Consider the following 18347-nt stretch of genomic DNA (forward strand, 5'->3'; position numbering starts at 1 on the left):
CAACTTAAGAAATGACGTAGAATGTTGGCGATAAAATTGTGTGGGGGAAGGGTTTGAACTTGGAGGATTGCGGAAATGGAGATACCTAAGAACGCCAAATAACCCCCCTTTTTTTAGGAGGCGTTTGTTGGATTGTTCTAAGTGAATTGAAGGCGTTTTAAGGCAGTCCCTTTAGCGGAATTCGGCTTCCGTGCGCTCCTGATGAGTAATTGGGTAATCAAGGGGACAAAGCTTAGAAGCGTCTTCTTTTTTTGTTTGATGGCTTCGTACATTTGCGCCAAAAATTCACAGGCGATACTTCGAATCGCGATGGTTTCACTGATTTCTTTCTCTTCTTCTTCCCAAATCGTATTCCGGATTTGATAAGCAAACAATTGGCTCAAAAGAAAAACGAGTAACGTGGCATAGAAATGGCAGAGCCAACGTTCCTGTTTGACCAATCGGAAATGATCGATTTCCAGATAAGATTTCATCGCTTTGAAATTCAATTCAATTTGCCAACGCAGCCGATACAATTCGACAAGCTGCGAACCTGAAACAGGTTCAGGCAAGTTGGTCATATACCCCGTCATACCGGCTAAATCGTGGACCAGTTGCTTGGGCTTTTTCCCCGTTTTTGATGCCCGTCGCTGAAGCTTTTGCAGGCGTTTTTGTTTCTGTTCGTCGCTTTGGGAGAACAGCACACACCGTGCCGGAAAATGAGCATCTCGACCAAAGTAGACTTGTTCAAGTTCCAAGGTTTCCCCCGGCGCCATTTTCTCGCAGAGCTGAACGAGCTCAATGCGCTGATACTCGCTACTCTTAACGACGGATCCATCCGGATGATGATCAGGAAACGAATTTTGATAGGCCAAATAAGCGTCGTTCCGAAACTTCGTGAGGAAGTAGTTGTTTTTTCATGAATCCGTTCGAACACCTGAAAATGGAAATAGCCGAGATCTTGTAGGCACAATTCTTGTTCATCAAGAAACGGCACCCGTTTCGCTCCCATGACGGTGTCGTTGACGTTTTCAAGATCGACGCGCAAAAAGGTAAGCCGTCCTGTCAATACATCAAATTCGTGTTGGATTTTCACTGAAGTCTGGCGTGTTTTTTTGGCGCGGGCTTTCAGGGAATTGGGCACATGGATGTGCGTCGCATCTAAGACCCGTAAGCTGGTGAAAGGACAGTCCGTTGCGAACGCATGCTTAGCGAGTAGAAGCTGTTGCTGAATCAAGAACAGTTCTTCTACTAATCGCTGAAGAAAGTGGACAGCTTTTCCGGTGAATTTCTGATCCACTGCCGTACGGCTGATCGCGATTTCCTGTTTGGAAAGGAGCTTGGTGCTGAGTTCTTGCAAGCTAGGGTCGATCAAATTCCCATGAACCTGAAAAAGCAACGACAGAAAATCGCTGGCGGTCCATTTTCTTTTCCGTTGGATGAACCCCGTTTCTTTGGCGAGGGCATCCACCTTTTCCGGTTCAAGAAATGCAAATAACGGGTTGAGGTAGTTGGGAGTGACTTGAGCTACCATAGAAAAAACTCCTCTCATTGATGGGGAGTCTTCCATACCATCTTTCGAGAGAAGTTACTCCTTTTTCTTAAGTTGACAGCTATGGGCTTGGCGCTCGCCCGCGGCAAGCGGAGCTGGTTTGTGGAATATCGATTATGAATATTCACTAGTTCAACTTATTTAGCCAGAAAAAAGAACCGCCCCCTAAAGTCGTTGTACACAACTTTTAGGAGCGGTTCTTGAGTGGTTTGCTTAGTTCTGGAACTGGCCGATAAATTCGTTTAGGCGGTCCAGTGCTTTAATATTTTCGTTACAGGCTTCAGCGTCCTGACAAATATAGTTGCCACGCTTGATAAACTGGTCCTGCCCCGAGCTTTTGGTTTTAGCAACGAACATGCCGACACGGCTATGGCGATTGCACAGCCGGCAAATGCCTTGCTTTCCGCTAAGCGAAAAGCTGCCTTGAACGCCAATCAGCTGGCCATTTTCATCAGACACCAAATACATTAGATTGGAACTTTCCGTCCAGGCTAAGTAGGAAGTCCTGCTAAAGTTGATATTCTCAAGCTTCGGGCCTTTCAGCTTTTTTGCTTTGGGAAATAACTTTTTTAATCCCTGCTCAGTGACTGCTTTAAATGGAATGATGTAGGGCTGAAGCCGTTCCAAAAACACTTCCGCATCGCTGCGTTCCCTTACCTGCACCAATGGCTGAAGAATTTTCCTTTGCTGCTCAGTAAGTGATGGGAACAGCTTATGGACTTTCTCGTGCGCGAGATGCCGCAGAACATTTAATACCTCCGCATCATTCGTGCTGGTCTGTCCTGCAACAAGGATTTTTGTCTGGTCCATGATGAAATTGTATTGGTCGTTCCGGATAAAAGCTTTCGGATTGTCCGCTGTGCTGTCACTGTTCTGATTTGTTTCTTTTACATGGATCATGTAAACCCACTCCTTATGTTTTTTTAGCTTCGTGTATAAGGAAAAAAGCAGGGCGCGAAGAACGGTAGTGTTTTGCGGGAGCGATTAGAGCTTGCTTGCATTCCATGCAAAGTATCGCCACTTCAAAACCGGCTTTGCATGAGTTTTGTCTAACATTGACAATTGAACTGCGGTTGTCATCTGATATCCTCTCCTTCAAAGGCAAGAGTTTAGCTTATGGTTTTATCATACTTTATCCCATGTTTGTTTTCCATCCCGCAAATTTTCGCCAGGTCTGCTGGCAAAAAGCTGGATCGAAAAATAACCGTCCCTTGATCGGAACGGTTATTTCAGCAGTAGGTTTGTTGACTTCTATGTTCAGTCTTCCAGAATCATTTTAATAATCTCATCAACATGAATCTCCACTGTGTTCAATTGAGGAATATCCAGGTCTTCTGGTTTAAAGATCATTGGGAATTCGGTGCAGCCGAGGATCAACCCTTCGATCTGGTGCTGCTCGATCATCCGTCCAGAGATAGCTAGAAATGCCTTTTTCGTTTCTTCTTTAACGATTCCCTTTTCTAACTCTCCAACGATTTTCCCATGAATAAATTGCTGTTCATCTTCGTCTGGCACGAAAACTTCTTGGCCGTTTGCGGTGAATGGCCCTTTTAAAAAATCGTTTTCCATGGTGAATTGGGTTCCCAGCAAACCAATTTTTTGAAGCCTTAGATTTTTGGCTTTGCGGTATGTCGCTTCAACAATACTGATCATCGGAATGTTCACTTTCTGTTGAACCCTGTCAAAGACGATATGCGGCGTATTGGCTGAAATGACCGCGAAATCCGCCCCTGCTCTTTCCAAGCTCAGTACGGCTGCAGCCAAATATTCCGTCAGTTCTTCTTCCTGTCCACTCTGGAGCAAGTCGAATATTTTGTACATATTGATGCTATAGATCAGCAGTTCCGGCAGGCTTTCCTGGCTTCCTGTCCGTTCCTGGAACATTTTGATAATGGTTTGGTAATAGTCTACAGTTGACTCGGGTCCTGTACCCCCGATCATTCCTAGCTTCTTCATATTGCTCCCCCTTTCGATTCAGCTTTCCTTTTCTGACAGTCGCTCCTCATTTAATAAAACAATCTTATTGGGAAATTCCCTAATGAGCAGAAATAAAACTTTCCAGTAAAAAAAGAGCTGCACGCAGCAGCTCTTTTTCTTTCTTTCATTACTGAGCGGTATATCCGCCGTCGACCATTAACGTAGTGCCAGTAACAAACTCATTTTCAACCAAGAAAACCATGGCATGTGCAATTTCTTCCGGCTGACCGAGTCTGCCGACAGGGTGTCTATCCACCAGTGCGTCATAAAAATCGCCTAAAGCCTCTTTGCTGACCATACCGGATTCCACATAACCAGGAGCTACTGCATTAACACGGATTTTATGCTCGGCATATTGCAATGCCAGTGATTTGGTCATTAGGTTCACGGCACCTTTAGTTGCATTATAGGCAAATGCCCCGCCTTCACCGACAGATCCAAGAATTGAAGATGTGTTGATGATGACGCCGCCGTCACCATTCTTCAGCATGTTTTTAATGGCGTGTTTAGCGCCGAAAAAGACGCCGTCCTGGTTGACGGAGATGACCTTGTGATAGTCTTCATACGTCAACTCGTGGGTGACACCAAGTACCCCGACACCCGCATTGTTGATCATGATGTCAACTCTTCCGTAATGCTCAACTGTTGTCGCAACTAATTGTTCAACCGATGTTTCGCTGGCTACATCGACGTGAACGAAAACCACTTCGACGTCTCCTTGCTTCAGCTGCTGTTCAGCTTGCTTGCCGCCTTCGTCATTAAAATCAGCAATTACCACTTTCGCTCCTTTTTTAAGAAACGCTTTCGCTGTTGCCAAGCCGATACCAGATGCCCCACCTGTTACAATTGCCACTTTTCCTGCTAATTCCATTTGTTCTACCTCCTCATATTGGAAAATTCTCTCACCCTCTATTAAACAGCAATCGTCTGAGTATTACAACTTAACCAGAGATAAAGATTCAACTGGCTGATTTGGCCGCTGGGAAATAACGTTCCTTCATTTTTGTTGAAAAAATTTCCAAAACGATGGCAAAAATCAATATCATATATGTAATCATTCCTACTTCGCGCAAATCGAAATAGAATCCTGAAGCCATGAACAATTCAAAGCCGATTCCGCCTGCTCCTGCCGCCGCCCCCATGGCTACCGCAACTGAAAAATTGATTTCAAAACGAAGGAATGTCCAGGACAACAGATAAGTAAAGGTCGACGGCAGAACCGCGTGTACAACGATATGCCACCAGTTTGCTCCAGTTGCGCGTAAGGCTTCAATAGTACCTTGATCCACTTCTTCGAACGCTTCTGAAAAAGCCTTGACCAAGTAGGCGATCGAATGAAACAGCATGCCGAGCACTGCCGCCTCACTGCCCAATCCTGCTGCAATGGCAAAAATCAATACCCACAGTACAGTCGGAACTGCACGGATAAAGGCGACAACGATGCGCACTGTTTTTGAAATCCAGGCTTTTGACAAATTCGATGCTGCCATTAATGCCAGAAAAAACGCAATACCGGCTCCAAGTATCGTCGATAAAAATGCCAAACCTAACGTGACACCCAACTGATAGAATGCCTGTCCCCAAGTGAAATGGGAGAGTGCGGGTTCCAGGAACATCGTTTTTAAATTGTAAAAAGTTTCTGGGATGGCTTTAGACAAATCAAGTCCGGTGTAATCGAAGAACACAAATGCGGCGACCGTCAAGGCAACAAGCAGCGTGATCGTCCATGCCATGACGCGTTCTGACTTGCTTCCCATCTTAATCGCTATCCGACCGTTGGCTTGACGTTTAATGTATGGACTTGCTTCCATTAAATAATCACCTTCCTGATATAATTTGACATCAGCTCGATGACAATCACTGCAAGAATGATACTGAACGTAACCAAGGCGACAGCATTGTAGTTCAATGTTTTGTAATACAAATCAAATGTGTAGCCGATTCCGGTGCCGGTTAAAATGCCCACTAAAGTCGCACTGCGGATGTTGGTTTCAATCATAAACAGAATCCAGCTGACCATCTGTGGCAGACATTGTGGCACAACCGCTTTAAAGACAATTTGGAAGTACGTCGCACCGGTTGCCCGCAGAGCTTCAACCGCACTTTGACTTGCTTCGTCTATGGATTCGATAAAAGCTCTTGTTAGAAATCCGACAGACCCGACGAACAAAGCCAAGTATCCAGTCACCGAGTTCTGTCCGAATGACAGCAGGAGAATCAATGCCCAAGCCACGACCGGGATATTACGTGATACCGATGCAACAAACCGTGCTAATACACCAAGAGCTTTGCTGGTCCCTGTCGTTTTCGATCCCATCAAGCCTAAGAAGAATGCGACGGCAGTTCCTGTAGTGGTTGCTGCAATTGACATCAAGATGGTTTCCAGCAATTTCTCCAAAATCGTCGGGAGACGTCCCCATGTCTCTTGGCTAATCAAAAGATTCGAGAAAATCCATGTAATGGCTTTTGGAAAAGTAGCGATGCCATGAACAATGTTGAATCCGGTAATGGCAGAGGATGCGAGAGTCATTCCACTAATTAGCAGAATAAAAAAAATCGTTTGCCATTTCCTGCTGACTTTCATTGTTTTTTCATTCACTATAATTACTCCTTAGACCGTGATCAATTCCCTAATTTCAAGGGGTGTCTGTGTCTGCGTGCCATAAATAAGGTCTGTATGGCTTCGGTGAAGCCGGTAACTCGGTCCGTCAAAGACGATACCGCCTTTATTCAACCCGATGATCCGATCAGAGTAGCTTTTGGCAATCTCTACTTGGTGGAGGTTGACGATACACGTGATGCCAAGCTCTTGAGTAATTGACTTCAAATGGTCCATGATGACTTTTGAAGCATTGGGATCGAGCGATGCAATCGGTTCGTCGCATAAGACGATTTTCGGTTCCTGGATCAGTGAACGCGCGATGCCAACGCGTTGCTGCTGCCCGCCGCTCAACTGGTCGCAGCGTTTATAGGCATGCTCTTCGATGCCCAACTTTTTCAACAGGTAAAAGGCATGCTCTTTTTCTTCTTCCGTAAAGCGACCCAAAATCCCTTGAATCGTCGTTTTATAGCCAAAACGGCCATGCAGCACGTTCTCAATGACTGATAAGCGCGGCACTAGATTGTAATGTTGAAAAATCATTCCGATATTTGTGCGCAGTTTCCGTAGTTTTTTCTTATTCAATTCGCCAACATCCTGCCCATCAAAAATGATCTTTCCTTCATCAATTTCGACCATTCGATTGATGCACCGGAGAAGTGTTGATTTTCCGGCTCCCGAAGGTCCGATTATGGTAAGAAATTCACCGGATTCCACTTCAAAATTCAACCCCTGCAATACTTTCGCATCCGAATTATAGGACTTTCCAAGATCTTTGATTTGTAGTAAAGACATGTTCATCGTCTCCTTTTCGCCGTAATTTGTCAGACCGCACATTCCCGGTGAAGGAGTGCGCCGCTGTCTTTCGGTTACTACTTAGATAATTCACGGATTGGATCGAACCATGCATCTTCAACTGGTGCAAAACGCTCATCTGCTGATTTGAAGAATAAACCAGATTCTCCCGAATCTTCTGGTACAAAGATTTTTTCGTTGTTCGCGATTTCATCTGAAACGAATAATTCTTTCAAGGCATCATAATCTTCTTGGCCAAGCACTTCCATGTTGGCGACGAACGGTGCATTCAAGACAGGTGTAACACCCATCAAGGCAAATTCGCTGCCTGTTACTGTATTAAACGGTTCAGCCGCATCGTCTTTGACTTTATAGATTGAACCGACTTCATTGGCTTCGCCTTCGGTGACTTCCACATAGTTTCCAACGCATGTGTCACAGAATGCTGCTACTTCCGCGCTATCATTCAGTAAGTTCACAGCTGATCCTTGGTGAGAGTTTCCAAAAAGGACTTGTGAGAACAACGGACCGCCTTCCATCAAATCTTCCGCAACCAGATCCTCATAGCCTGATTGCTCAGCGAAATGGCTGATAATGATTGAAGAAGGAACGACAAAACCAGATGTGGAACTATTTGACACAAAGGACATTTTCTTCTGTTCCAATGTATCCAGTGAAAACTCTCCGTCTACTTTAAATTTTTCTTGATCATCGACATTGACTGCCAGCCAGCTGTGGTAGATCGCATCATCGAGTGTGCCAGATTCTCCTGTCGGTACGACCAGTGGTTCAATTGCATCGTTGCCGTTTTTCGCTTCAATATAGCCTTGTGCTCCCATAAATGCCAAATCCGCATTATTATTAACCAGTGTCTCTATTGCTATAGCATAATCAGTTGTCAATTGGTGCTCTACTTCTTTACCGGTAGCTTGTTCGATAGCCGCCCCGATTTCATCACGGGAAGAAGTCATATCCGATCCTGATTCATTCGGATACCAAACCACTTTGATCACATCATCCACTTCTGCCTTACCCGCTTCCGCGTTGCCTTCCGAACATGCCGATAACAATAAAGCCGCTCCCACTAACATTGCCATTGCCGAATTTTTCTTTTTCATGGTCGATTCTCCTTTTTGTCTATCTGGAATGAGCAGGCAATCCTGCTTTGTCTGTTACATTACAACACAATTCCACAGCAAAACACTGAAATTTACAAGAACTTTATAGTTTTTTAACGATGTATACATCTTCCGGGCTGATGATGTCTCCAGGCGCTATAGCTGTGCCGAAAGCTCCGTGATAGTCGCTGCCGCCGGTCATCACCAGGCCATATCGCTGTGCGAGCTCCTCCACTTTCCGGTGGTCTTCCGATGAATGATCGAAATGATTGCGTTCGATTCCGCCAAGACCTGCTTCAAGCAACTCGGGTATCAGATCAAAGGAATCGAGCTGTCCAGGATGTGCCACAACGGCCAGGCCCCCATCAGAGACAATGGCCCGGACAGCATCCGTAGCAGCGGCATACTCAATGTCGCCAGCTGCGACCCCCGTCCCTTTGAACAGGCTTTTATAAAGAAATTTATATTCTTTGGATGTGTAAGGGGCATCTATCAATTGCTTCATAATATGCTGTTTGTAGACAGTGGCTGAAGGTTTAGCCGACTCTATGACCGCTTCGGTATCCACGTGAAATCCAGCTTCTCTAATCCGCTCTACTTGCCATAGCGAAAGGCTTTGGCGAAGTTCCAGCAAGCCGTTGCATAGGTTGGTGATTGCTGATGCTTCCGGAGTAAAGTGATAACCTAGGATATGCACTTTTCGCTGCCGCTTGAAATCATAAGCCGAAATTTCAATTCCGGGTATCGCCTGAATACCATAAACTTCAGCGATACGCCGTTGCTCCGGCCAGCCTGATACGGTGTCATGGTCGACAAAACTTATGGCTGTTACACCCGCTTTTTTCGCTTTTTTGATGACATTTTCCACCGAATCTGCTCCATCTGAATAGTGACTGTGGACATGCAAATCAGCTTTCAGCGCCCACACCCACTTTTTCGCCAACGGTCAGCTTTCTCGTTTGCATGTCGTAGACTTTATCGCAAAGTCCTTCCATGAATTCAATGTCATGAAAAATTCCGACCAGGGTTGTGCCGTTGAGCTTCAGTTTTTCAATAATTTCACGAACCTTCATTTTCGATTGCTGATCGAGGCTGGCGGTCGGTTCATCCAGCAGCAACAAACGCGGTTGTTTAACGGTCGCCATCGCGATGTTCAACCGCAGTTTTTCACCCCCTGAAAACGTATTAGGGTAACTGTCCCAAAGCTTCGGATTGATTTCAAAATGAGCCAGCGCTTTTTCAGCTTCCTCGCTGGCTATTGCCTCCGTCGAACCCATTTCCAATAAGGCATTGGTGACCAATTGGCGGCAGGTCGTCCGCGGCATGACATTTAAAAACTGGGAAACATAGCCGATTTCGTATTTCCGCATGTGCAGCATTTGTCGCTCCGTGATATGTGCTAGGTCCACCACTCCAAAAGCTGTAGAATCGTACAGAATCTTCCCTTGATCCGGTAAATACGTGCGGTAGATGCTTTTCAAGATGGTCGATTTGCCACTCCCACTTTTTCCGATGATGCCAATAAATTCACCTGTTTCCAAAGAAAAACTGATATCTTTTATGGCGGGCATGATTTTGTTTAAATGATGGATGGTGAAGCGTTTCTCGAAATCCACTATTTCCAACATCGTCATCATATTGCCTCCTTCCGTTGAATGCTATTTTATACGGTAATTCGTCGTGGTAATCAACGCCCCATTGACCATTGTTGCTGTCAGCATCGGATAGCCATCATCCATGCGTTCAATCACTAGGAGATCGGCTCTTTTCCCTGGTTTAATTGAACCCAGTTCGTCATCCAGCTTTACTGCTTTTGCCGGGTTTAAGGTGACCATCATGAACATCGCATGCAAGTCATTGCCGTATTTCTCATGCAGATCAAAGACAGCGTGCAGCAAAGCAGGCGGGTAATAGTCACTGCACAGGATGTCCATGCAGCCATTGCTGATCGCTTCCGCAGCTGACAGGTTGCCGGAATGTGAACCGCCAAGCATCACATTGGGAGCTCCAGCGATGGTGTGAATGCCCAGCTCTTTGGCTTTGATGGCGACTTCAAGCGTAATCGGAAACTCGCTGATGGTGGTGCCGAAGCTTTTCACCAAATCCAGCTTCTTAACGTCATCGTCGTCGTGGGAAGCGACAGCGATTCCTTTGGCCAGCGCAATATCCGCCACTTCTTTGATTTTTTCTGCTGCTAGGCACTCGGTGCTTTGCCGCTCCGCAATGAGGATATTGACGTCGTCATCGGAAATTTCCCGGTAGCCTTTTAAAGTCTCGCGGTATACTTCCAAGTTACGGTATTGGCCTTGTCCCGGTGTGTGGTCCATGAATGACAATAGATGCACTTTATCGTCTTCGATATTTTTCACCAATTGATCCACTTCCCCGATATTATCGATTTCAAAACGGGCATGCAGACGATGGCGAATTAAATGCAGACGGTTATGTGTCGCTTCGATAGCATCCACCATGCGTTGGATATTGTGAGGATTGCGCATTGGCTTATGTGAGAAAACATCTTCTTTGTAGAATGACAGCGAATGGAACATCGTCGTGATGCCATGGCTGATAAGGATCTTTTCCGCTTCACGCAAACTGATGTCGAAGTCCATCATGCTGGTCGGACGCGGAGAAGCGATGGTTTCGATGTAATCGGAATGAATGTCGATAAAGCCTGGAGAGATATAGCCCCCGTTGGCGTCGATTAGCTGAGCATCAGGATAATCCGCTACCTGCTCTTGCGGGATGATTGCCTGAATGGTCTCCTGTTCCACTACGACCGCGAATCCTTCTGCTATCGATTGCTCGGTTACGATTTTGCCATTATGGATAATATACAAAATATCGATCCTCCTAGAGTAATGAGTACACAAGTTGTTGCGTATACGCATGTTGTGGGTCTTCTAATACTTGATCGGTCAAGCCCTGTTCGATGATTTCACCATTCAACATGACAATGGTCCGGTCAGCCAGCATGCGGATAACCGCCAAATCATGCGATACCACTACCATGCTGATGCCAAGCTCACGCTGAATTTTTTTGATCAGGTCCAAGACATTGGCCTGAACCGACAAATCGAGTCCAGTTGTCACTTCGTCTAGAAACAGAATGGGCGGATTATTCGATAATGCCTTAGCTATCTGGACGCGCTGCTGCATACCGCCTGAAAAATTGCGTGGTTCTTCTTTCATGCGATGCAGCGGGATATGGACATTTTCCAGCAGTCTTTTGCTTGTCGCTTCCATATCTCCAACATTCCGGTTGCCCGCCGCAATGAGTTTTTCCGCAATATTTCCCACAGAGGAAAAATTCATTTTCAAGCCATGCACTGGATTTTGATAAACCATTCCATAATCGTGGTTACGGATCGAACGCTTTTGCTGGGAAGACAATTTAAAGACATTGATACCCGCCAGAGCAGGTGTATGGATATATGCTTCTCCTGACGCAACGTCAGTGTCGAAGTACAAGCATTGCATCAATGTGGACTTGCCGCTGCCGCTTTCCCCGACAATCCCCAGAATTTCACCAGGATATAGATCGAGTGACACATCGCGGACGGCATAGACTGTGCTGCATACCGTGCAGTAGTTTTTCTCCAATCGATCAGAATCCAAATTGTCACAATAAGAACACCCGGGCCCAAATTGTTTTCGCAAGTTACGAACTTTCAAAATCGGTTCTTCATGCATAGTTGCTCTCCACCTCAGCTTTCTCTCTGCTGTTCAATTGCTCCATGCAATAACTGGTATCGTTGCATTGATAAACGGTTTTCCCCGTTTTCTGGTCAATCACTTCATCAAGAAAGACGTGAGCTGATCCGCATAACTGGCATTCCTGGCCTTCAAATGATTCAACAGCAAACGGGTAATCTTCAAAAGCCAAAGATTCTACAGTTGTATAGGGCGGGACGGCATAGATTTTCTTCTCGCGTCCTGCACCGAGTAAAATCAGTGCTTCTGACAGATGCATTTTGGGATTATCAAAGCGCGGAATCGGGCTCGGCGCCATTACATAGCGGCCGTTGACATAAACCGGATGATCCGCGGCTGTTGCTGTTCTACCGTATTTGACAATCTGCTCGAACAGCATCAGCCAGGCACCGCTGTAGTCGTCTTCAGAGTGCATGCGTTTGGTCATATATTCGCGTGCTTCGACAGGACGCAGAGGTTCAGGCATCGGCACTTGAAGAACCAGGATTTGGTCTTTGGTCAGCGGTGTTTCAGGGATGCGATGGCGTGACTGAATAAGATCCGCATCTTTGGTTTGATCAGTAATTTGAACCCCTGTTGTTTCCTGAACCAACTTTTTGATACTGACCGCATTGACCGATTCATCGGCGCCTTGGTCGATGACTTTCAGCACGTCCATTTTGCCGATTAAAGACAAGGTTAACTGCAAGCCGCCTGTTCCCCAACCGCGTGCAATCGGCATTTCCCGTGAAGCGAAGGGTACCTGGTAGCCCGGAATAGCGACAGCTTTCAGCGTAGCCCGCCGAATCTCTTTTTTGGATCCTTCATCAAAAAATGCAAAATGCATATTAGCTCTCAACTTTCTGCACCCCTTTCTTTACTTGACGGATACTGTCTAGCTTCGACTGGAAGGTGACATAATGCGGGAGTTTCAAATGGGAAATAAAACCTGTGGACTCCACTGAATCGATATGCAATAAGACAAATTCTTCGTCATGAGTCGGAAAATTCGAATTCGGATGTTCCAAGCATTGATCCAGGATGCTCATCGCGATCGCTTTTGTTTCATTTTTTCCGTAGCAGACGCCGTAGCCGATTTCAAACTCCAATTCGTCTTCGTTTTCGTCATTTTTTACGGTTACCGGTACAAACGATTCCACTTCCGTTATCCGGATTTCGCCGATATAGAACTGATCTTCCGGCTCCTGATCCATTTCGTTCGGTTGCACTGTGTAAATCGGCATTTTACCAACACGGACTTCACCTACAGTCGGATGGACTTGACCATATCCCCGCAGAGACGCGTAACCAAATGATGTGACCGCGCCTGTTTGGCCACGTGTCAACACCTGCAGCCGGGCGCTTCTTGTTGTCGGAAACTGCAGACTTTGCTTGGTGACATCGGTTGGGCGTGTATTGTCTGGTTGGTATGTCTCAAATAAGCCTTCCTGCCGCAGATAGTCGACGACTTTCGGAAAATAGACCACTTCCTGTCCTGCTTGAATCATCGGCAGGCTGTCTTGATAATCCTGCAGCCACCCCCGATTGGTTTCCGCGCTTTCTTCCAATAACCTGAAATCCAGCAACCGGTGTGTGTAATCATAAGTGGCACCTAATAACTGGCCACCTGGAATATCCTTAAAGCTTGCCGATATCCGCCGTTCGACCAACATCGTTTCCGCTTCGACTGCCTCGCTGTAGTAATGGCGCGGCAAAGTGGAGCGATGCGCGCGCATCAGGAACACAGCTTCTTCCATACTGCCTTCTCCTTGCTTGATGGCCAAAGCCGCAAGTTCCGGTGAATATAGACTACTTTCCGACATCACCTGATCCACCATGCTGCCCATCGTCGCTAAGATTGTGTTAATCTCTAAAATTTCTTCGCCTTTTAGCCGTTCATAAGTCAGGCGTTTGATCGAAGCCGCAATAGCCTGAGTTCCACCTTTAACAGGAACATAGCCCATTTACTCCACCTCCATCGGAATTGCTGAAACTGTTCTCGGTAGACAAGCGATCTGAGAAGAGCCATCCGCAAAAATCATATCGAGGCCCATTGGATGTTCCTTGATGCGGCTGTCTCTGGCTTGCCAAAATCGGATCGATTGCCCCGTCGACAACTGGGCTTCTGTTTCGATCCCCGGTCCTGTCAGCAGCAATGCGCCACTATTCGATAAAACCGTAGTTTCAATTATCCAGGTTGCAGATTGCTGCGGATCGATCAAGCTGCCGATTTTGCATTGTGCCATTGCCGCTAAAATTTCCGATTCTTCGTCTTTCTGCAGAACAATGATGAAATCGGCTTCCTGCAAAGGAGCAAAACGGGCTGAAGTGTATTCCGAAATTTTCTCAATCAGATCCCGCCGGTTTTCCGACAGGACATGAAAAGTGACTTCTGCATCCAGCAGCACCATCGCACTTAACATCAGAGCGTTGGCACAGCCGAAATCCACATCCACTCTTTCGGTCTCTTGTTCAATCAACGAAATGGTTCCTGGCCGTGACATACTATTTAATAGTTTCCGATAAACCTGCTGCAAGTCGTGTATTTGATCAATCGCCATATAATCTCTCCTGATCGTTTAGTTTAGTTTGTTCTCTTAGACTTCCATCGTTTCAAAGCTGACTTTTGTCTCGAAAAGCTCCGCTTGCTGCTGCGCTTTGGCTATACTGATCTGCTGTTCTTCCTCCAAAAGCTGAGGTTCCCATTCAGCTGTCTCAGGCAACTGGGCTTTATAGGCGGCGTCAATGATTGCCAAATGCATGGCTCGTTGTTCGTCCATACCCACCAGCAAGCCAGTTCCGATTTTCCCTGCTACCTCCACTTTCACTACCGTTATCAGGACTTCTCCTATATAAAATAAGGAATTTTTTGCTGATTCTCTCATTTTGACCATAACCATTCCTTGCTCCGGCGCAGTGATTTCACGGCATTCGTATTTCTCTGCGATGCCGGCTGCCAAATTCTTTGCCAAACGCCCGTCTCCTTGAATGAGAATTTCAGTTCTTTTGCGTCTCTTCATAATTCACTGCCTCCTCTTCTGTAAGTTCATCGTAACTTGTCGCCAAGTGGCTATGTTTTAAACTCTCGTAAAGCTTATGTAAAGCCGCTTCACAATGACAGCACAAAAAGTGGAAGTGCCTGTCCAGCTCTGGCAAACATAAGGAAGATCTGCAGTGTGGCGCTCCTTACCACACAGTTGGGTATACTTATGACCCGAAGAGCTAGACAATTGCAACTGGACACCGGATCAGCTTACATCCCAAAGAACTAGCCATTGGAGTGGCTTGTGACCCTTGAACCTGGGCGCTGGAGTCTGAACACTAAAATGAAAAACTCAAAACTTCTTAAGCATAAAAAACAGGCAAAGGAGAAACTCTCCTTTGCCTGTTCACCTAATCCATGGTGATGTCGTATTTGAATTTATCGCTGCGGTATAGGATTCTTGTGTGCTCCAGAACATCTCCTGTCGCTGCGTCGACGCAGTCACTTTCCACCATAATAAGGGGGACCATACTTTGACAATGCAAAAGCTGCTGTTCTGTTGACGTCGGAAAGGAGATGCCAAGCATGGTTTTGCTGCTAGCAAATTCGGTGTGCCCGTGCTTCCGGTAATAAGCGAACATCGAGCTGATGCAGACTCCTTCTTTTTCAATTTCAGGAAACATCTTCTCGCTCACAAAAGAATTGTGGATAGCCATCGTTTGCCCGTCGATAATTCGGATTCTGGAAACCTTATAAACCTTATCCTCTCGCTCACACTCTAGCAGTTTGTAGATTTTTTCTTCATAACTAATTTTTTCACAGCTGATGAGGCGTGTTTCTAAATCGTAGCCTGCCTGTTCCATCTTTTCAGTAAAGCTGACTTTCCCGGTTAAATGCAGTTGGATCGGTATGGACTCTTCTTTTAAAAATCTTCCCTTGCCTTGCTTCGAATAAATGTAGCCCCGCTCCTCCAGCTTCGTCAACGCCGCTCGCACTGTCATGCGCGGCACTCTGTAGCAATCCGCCAGTTCATTTTCTGAAGGCAGCTTCTCGCCTGCTGAAAATTGCTTTGATTCAATTTTCTCCATCAACTCATCCAAAATTCGCATTTCCTTGTCAAATGAAATAACAAGACCTCCTTTTCCATCGCACTCCACTCATTGCCCGGTTGTTGGTTCAACTTATTTCTACGTTGCTCATTAGTTCCACGGATAGCCAGCCTCGCACGCCATTGATTAGCCAAATAGCGTCACAGTCCTCAAGTTCTTCTTTATAGATAATTTTTTCTTCGATAAGCTGCTGGTCCAACAACTGCTGCCTAAACGTACCAGCGAGCAAGCCGCAGGAAACTGGAGGCGTGAAAAATTTACCGTTTTTTTCAAGCACTACATTACCAATGGTAAACTCTGTAATTTGCTGTTTTTCATTCCATAATAAAGTAGAAAATATACCCTCACGCAGTTTTCCACTAGCTTCTTCATATACTTTTCGATGGGTGGTTTTGTGGAATAAAAATGGATCTTTACTGTCTACAGTTGAAAGCGCTAGTGAGCATTTTATCGGCTCTTCCACAGAAATCACCTCTTGTACCTGCAGTTCTGTTTGACCTTTTATGTCCAACAGCAACCGAATTTTGTAGACACCGGTCGGATATTTTTCTGAGATTTTTATCAACTCTCTTTCGATTTGCTGAATATTTCCCGGGAAATGAAAATAGCTTGAAGAATCTTTAAGACGCGCCAAATGATACTGAAGCAATGGATATTTCCCATCCTCCAGTTTCAAGGATTCCAGCAGACTGAACACCGGCCGTTTGGCAGTCAGCACTTCTGCTTTTGTCTGCAACTCTCTATATTCTCCTTCAGAAGTTGAATCCCAAGTGATACCGCCACCTACACCATAACGTGCCATGTCTTTTTCCCGATCAATGACAACCGTCCGGATGGGTACGTTAAAGATCGCGTTTTTTTCAGGAGTGATAAAGCCTATGGCTCCGCAATACACTTCCCTTGGTGTTTGTTCCAAAGCAGCTATATATTTCATGGTGCTAATTTTAGGTGCACCTGTAATCGATCCGCATGGAAATAATGCCTGAAACCAGTTTAAGATAGTCGTTCTTTCAGCTAGCTCCGCTTTGACTGTCGACGTCAACTGATGAACTGTCGGATACGTTTCTACCGTAAACAAAGGATTCGCTTTGACCGTTCCCCGTTTGGCTAATCGACTCATATCGTTCCTGAGCAAATCGACAATCATCAGGTTTTCAGCCCGTTCTTTCTCAGAACTTAGTAGCGCCTTAATATGTTCTTCGTCTTCTTGCGTTGTGGTTCCTCTTGGTGCAGTGCCTTTCATCGGCTTGGCTGTCAATTCGCCATTGTGGACTTTAAAGAACAGTTCTGGAGATGCTGACAATACACGGAACCTACCTAGATTCAAATAGGCACCATAATCGGCTTGCTGGTTTCTCGCAAGTTGACGGTAAAACGCCAAGTCGCTTCCTGTGAATTCTGCAAATAGGCGCTCGGTGTAATTTACTTGGTAAGTATCACCTTCTTCAATTGCCTGTTTGATCTGCTGAATTCCGTTTTTGTACTGATCTACAGAACTCGCCATTTCCCATTCTGAAACAGTGTATGATTTTTGTCCTTCAAAAACAGGCGGATTTTTTTGTGGCCCATTGAAAATACCGAACCAAAGGAGTGGCATTTCTCCTTGTGAATGCACGCGCATTTCGGGATGAAAAGCTGGAGCTGCTTCATAAGAAACGTAGCCCGCAGCGTAAAATCCGTCGCCGACTGCCTTCTCAATTTCCTCCATAATCTTTGGCACTTCTGAAAGCACATTTGTTTCAAGGACGTTCAAGGGTTCACTGAAAAGAAGCGGTTCAATTTCTCCACTTTCGTTCCGAAACTCATACAATAGGTAAGGGTTTGGCATGATCGGCACCTCCCTTATTATTTTCTTTCCACCGCTTAGCTAGTTCATAACTGTTTTTTAGCATGTTGAAGCCTTCCACAGTCAAAATCGATTCTGGATGAAACTGTATGCCTTCGATCGGAAGCGTATGATGGCGGATAGCCATGATTGCTCCATCGTCTGAACGGGCCGTCACTGATAAGCATTCAGGCAGCGGCTCTTCCGCCACCAAGGAATGATAGCGGGTCACAGCTGAAGGGTTGGAAATCTCTTTGAATAGTCCTTTGCCATCATGCGTCAGCAAAGAGATTTTTCCGTGCATGGGCCGGCTTCCCTTAACAATCCGTCCCCCAAAATGCTCAATAATGGTTTGATGCCCGAGACAGACGCCGAGTATGGGAATGTGTCCGCTCAGCTCCGTCAGCACCATCTTCCCTGCGCCATGTGCAGCAGGACGCCCTGAGCCAGGTGACAGCACAATCAGGTCCGGCATAAGATGCTCTATTTGTTTTGTTGTAAGTTCACCATTTTGAAAAACGAGCACTGTATCGTCCAGCTGCTCAAAGTAATGAACGAGGTTATAAGTGAACGAATCCTGGTTATCGATAATGATGATCATGATGAACACCTCTTAATTTCACTTTAGTTAGATCTGTCAGATGCCTTTATTATACGCTGTAAATAGGCCGAGATGGAAATTTCTCCATAAGGAAAAGCCGACCGCGAATTAACACA

At 45.8% G+C, this 18347-nt stretch carries 20 protein-coding genes; all 20 read right to left on the reverse strand.

Features of this window, described 5'->3' with window-relative positions:
• Positions 1-137: 137 nt before the first annotated feature.
• Positions 138-683, reverse strand: a complete 546-nt coding sequence (locus BBH88_RS19000; RefSeq protein WP_162098191.1) for a transposase — start codon at positions 681-683, stop codon at positions 138-140.
• Entirely contained in the window at positions 578-1513 is a 936-nt protein-coding gene (locus BBH88_RS19290; RefSeq protein WP_006828398.1) for a transposase, read from the reverse strand. The genes BBH88_RS19000 and BBH88_RS19290 overlap by 106 nt, the downstream gene beginning before the upstream one ends.
• Positions 1514-1744: 231 nt before the next feature.
• On the reverse strand, positions 1745-2431 hold the full coding sequence (locus BBH88_RS17195) for a FusB/FusC family EF-G-binding protein (RefSeq protein WP_006828399.1): 687 nt from the start codon (positions 2429-2431) through the stop codon (positions 1745-1747).
• A 357-nt stretch (positions 2432-2788) separates the two neighbouring features.
• Positions 2789-3487: an aspartate/glutamate racemase family protein gene (locus BBH88_RS17205; RefSeq protein ID WP_065536404.1), complete on the reverse strand. Its 699-nt coding sequence runs from the start codon at positions 3485-3487 to the stop codon at positions 2789-2791.
• A gap of 148 nt (positions 3488-3635) precedes the next feature.
• Positions 3636-4379 (reverse strand): SDR family NAD(P)-dependent oxidoreductase, encoded by a 744-nt coding sequence (locus BBH88_RS17210; RefSeq protein ID WP_006828401.1) that lies wholly within the window; start codon positions 4377-4379, stop codon positions 3636-3638.
• Positions 4380-4467: 88 nt separating this feature from the next.
• Positions 4468-5319 (reverse strand): phosphonate ABC transporter, permease protein PhnE, encoded by an 852-nt coding sequence (gene phnE, locus BBH88_RS17215; RefSeq protein WP_006828402.1) that lies wholly within the window; start codon positions 5317-5319, stop codon positions 4468-4470.
• Positions 5319-6107, reverse strand: coding sequence for a phosphonate ABC transporter, permease protein PhnE (gene phnE / locus BBH88_RS17220; RefSeq protein ID WP_006828403.1), 789 nt, complete (start codon positions 6105-6107; stop codon positions 5319-5321). The genes phnE (BBH88_RS17215) and phnE (BBH88_RS17220) overlap by 1 nt, the downstream gene beginning before the upstream one ends.
• Before the next feature lie 12 nt (positions 6108-6119).
• Positions 6120-6902, reverse strand: a complete 783-nt coding sequence (gene phnC, locus BBH88_RS17225) for a phosphonate ABC transporter ATP-binding protein (protein ID WP_006828404.1) — start codon at positions 6900-6902, stop codon at positions 6120-6122.
• Positions 6903-6979: 77 nt separating this feature from the next.
• Entirely contained in the window at positions 6980-8020 is a 1041-nt protein-coding gene (locus BBH88_RS17230; protein ID WP_006828405.1) for a PhnD/SsuA/transferrin family substrate-binding protein, read from the reverse strand.
• A gap of 103 nt (positions 8021-8123) precedes the next feature.
• Entirely contained in the window at positions 8124-8939 is an 816-nt protein-coding gene (locus BBH88_RS17235) for a PHP domain-containing protein (RefSeq protein ID WP_040851779.1), read from the reverse strand.
• Positions 8929-9654, reverse strand: coding sequence for a phosphonate C-P lyase system protein PhnL (gene phnL / locus BBH88_RS17240; RefSeq protein ID WP_006828407.1), 726 nt, complete (start codon positions 9652-9654; stop codon positions 8929-8931). Before phnL ends, BBH88_RS17235 begins: the two co-directional genes overlap by 11 nt.
• Positions 9655-9678: 24 nt before the next feature.
• A complete protein-coding gene (gene phnM / locus BBH88_RS17245) occupies positions 9679-10860 on the reverse strand; it encodes a phosphonate metabolism protein PhnM (RefSeq protein WP_006828408.1) in 1182 nt (393 codons plus the stop codon).
• A 13-nt stretch (positions 10861-10873) separates the two neighbouring features.
• The gene (locus BBH88_RS17250; RefSeq protein WP_006828409.1) at positions 10874-11713 is read right to left on the reverse strand and encodes an ATP-binding cassette domain-containing protein; all 840 of its coding nucleotides are present in this window, start codon (positions 11711-11713) and stop codon (positions 10874-10876) included.
• Complete coding sequence (locus BBH88_RS17255; RefSeq protein ID WP_006828410.1) at positions 11706-12572, reverse strand: alpha-D-ribose 1-methylphosphonate 5-phosphate C-P-lyase PhnJ; 867 nt, start codon at positions 12570-12572, stop codon at positions 11706-11708. The genes BBH88_RS17250 and BBH88_RS17255 overlap by 8 nt, the downstream gene beginning before the upstream one ends.
• A complete protein-coding gene (locus BBH88_RS17260) occupies positions 12562-13677 on the reverse strand; it encodes a carbon-phosphorus lyase complex subunit PhnI (protein WP_006828411.1) in 1116 nt (371 codons plus the stop codon). Before BBH88_RS17260 ends, BBH88_RS17255 begins: the two co-directional genes overlap by 11 nt.
• Positions 13678-14274, reverse strand: coding sequence for a phosphonate C-P lyase system protein PhnH (gene phnH, locus BBH88_RS17265; RefSeq protein ID WP_006828412.1), 597 nt, complete (start codon positions 14272-14274; stop codon positions 13678-13680). It lies immediately after the preceding gene.
• A gap of 36 nt (positions 14275-14310) precedes the next feature.
• Positions 14311-14733 carry a phosphonate C-P lyase system protein PhnG gene (gene phnG / locus BBH88_RS17270; protein WP_065536403.1) on the reverse strand — a complete coding sequence of 141 codons (423 nt, stop codon included), beginning with the start codon at positions 14731-14733 and terminating at the stop codon, positions 14311-14313.
• A 373-nt stretch (positions 14734-15106) separates the two neighbouring features.
• A complete protein-coding gene (locus tag BBH88_RS17275; RefSeq protein ID WP_006828414.1) occupies positions 15107-15796 on the reverse strand; it encodes a GntR family transcriptional regulator in 690 nt (229 codons plus the stop codon).
• Positions 15797-15872: 76 nt separating this feature from the next.
• A complete protein-coding gene (gene pabB, locus BBH88_RS17280; RefSeq protein WP_006828415.1) occupies positions 15873-17633 on the reverse strand; it encodes an aminodeoxychorismate synthase component I in 1761 nt (586 codons plus the stop codon).
• The gene (locus tag BBH88_RS17285; protein ID WP_006828416.1) at positions 17608-18231 is read right to left on the reverse strand and encodes an anthranilate synthase component II; all 624 of its coding nucleotides are present in this window, start codon (positions 18229-18231) and stop codon (positions 17608-17610) included. Before BBH88_RS17285 ends, pabB begins: the two co-directional genes overlap by 26 nt.
• Between the last annotated feature and the right edge of the window lie 116 nt (positions 18232-18347).

Origin of the sequence: Planococcus antarcticus DSM 14505 (assembly GCF_001687565.2) — a bacterium.
Classification (GTDB): domain Bacteria; phylum Bacillota; class Bacilli; order Bacillales_A; family Planococcaceae; genus Planococcus; species Planococcus antarcticus.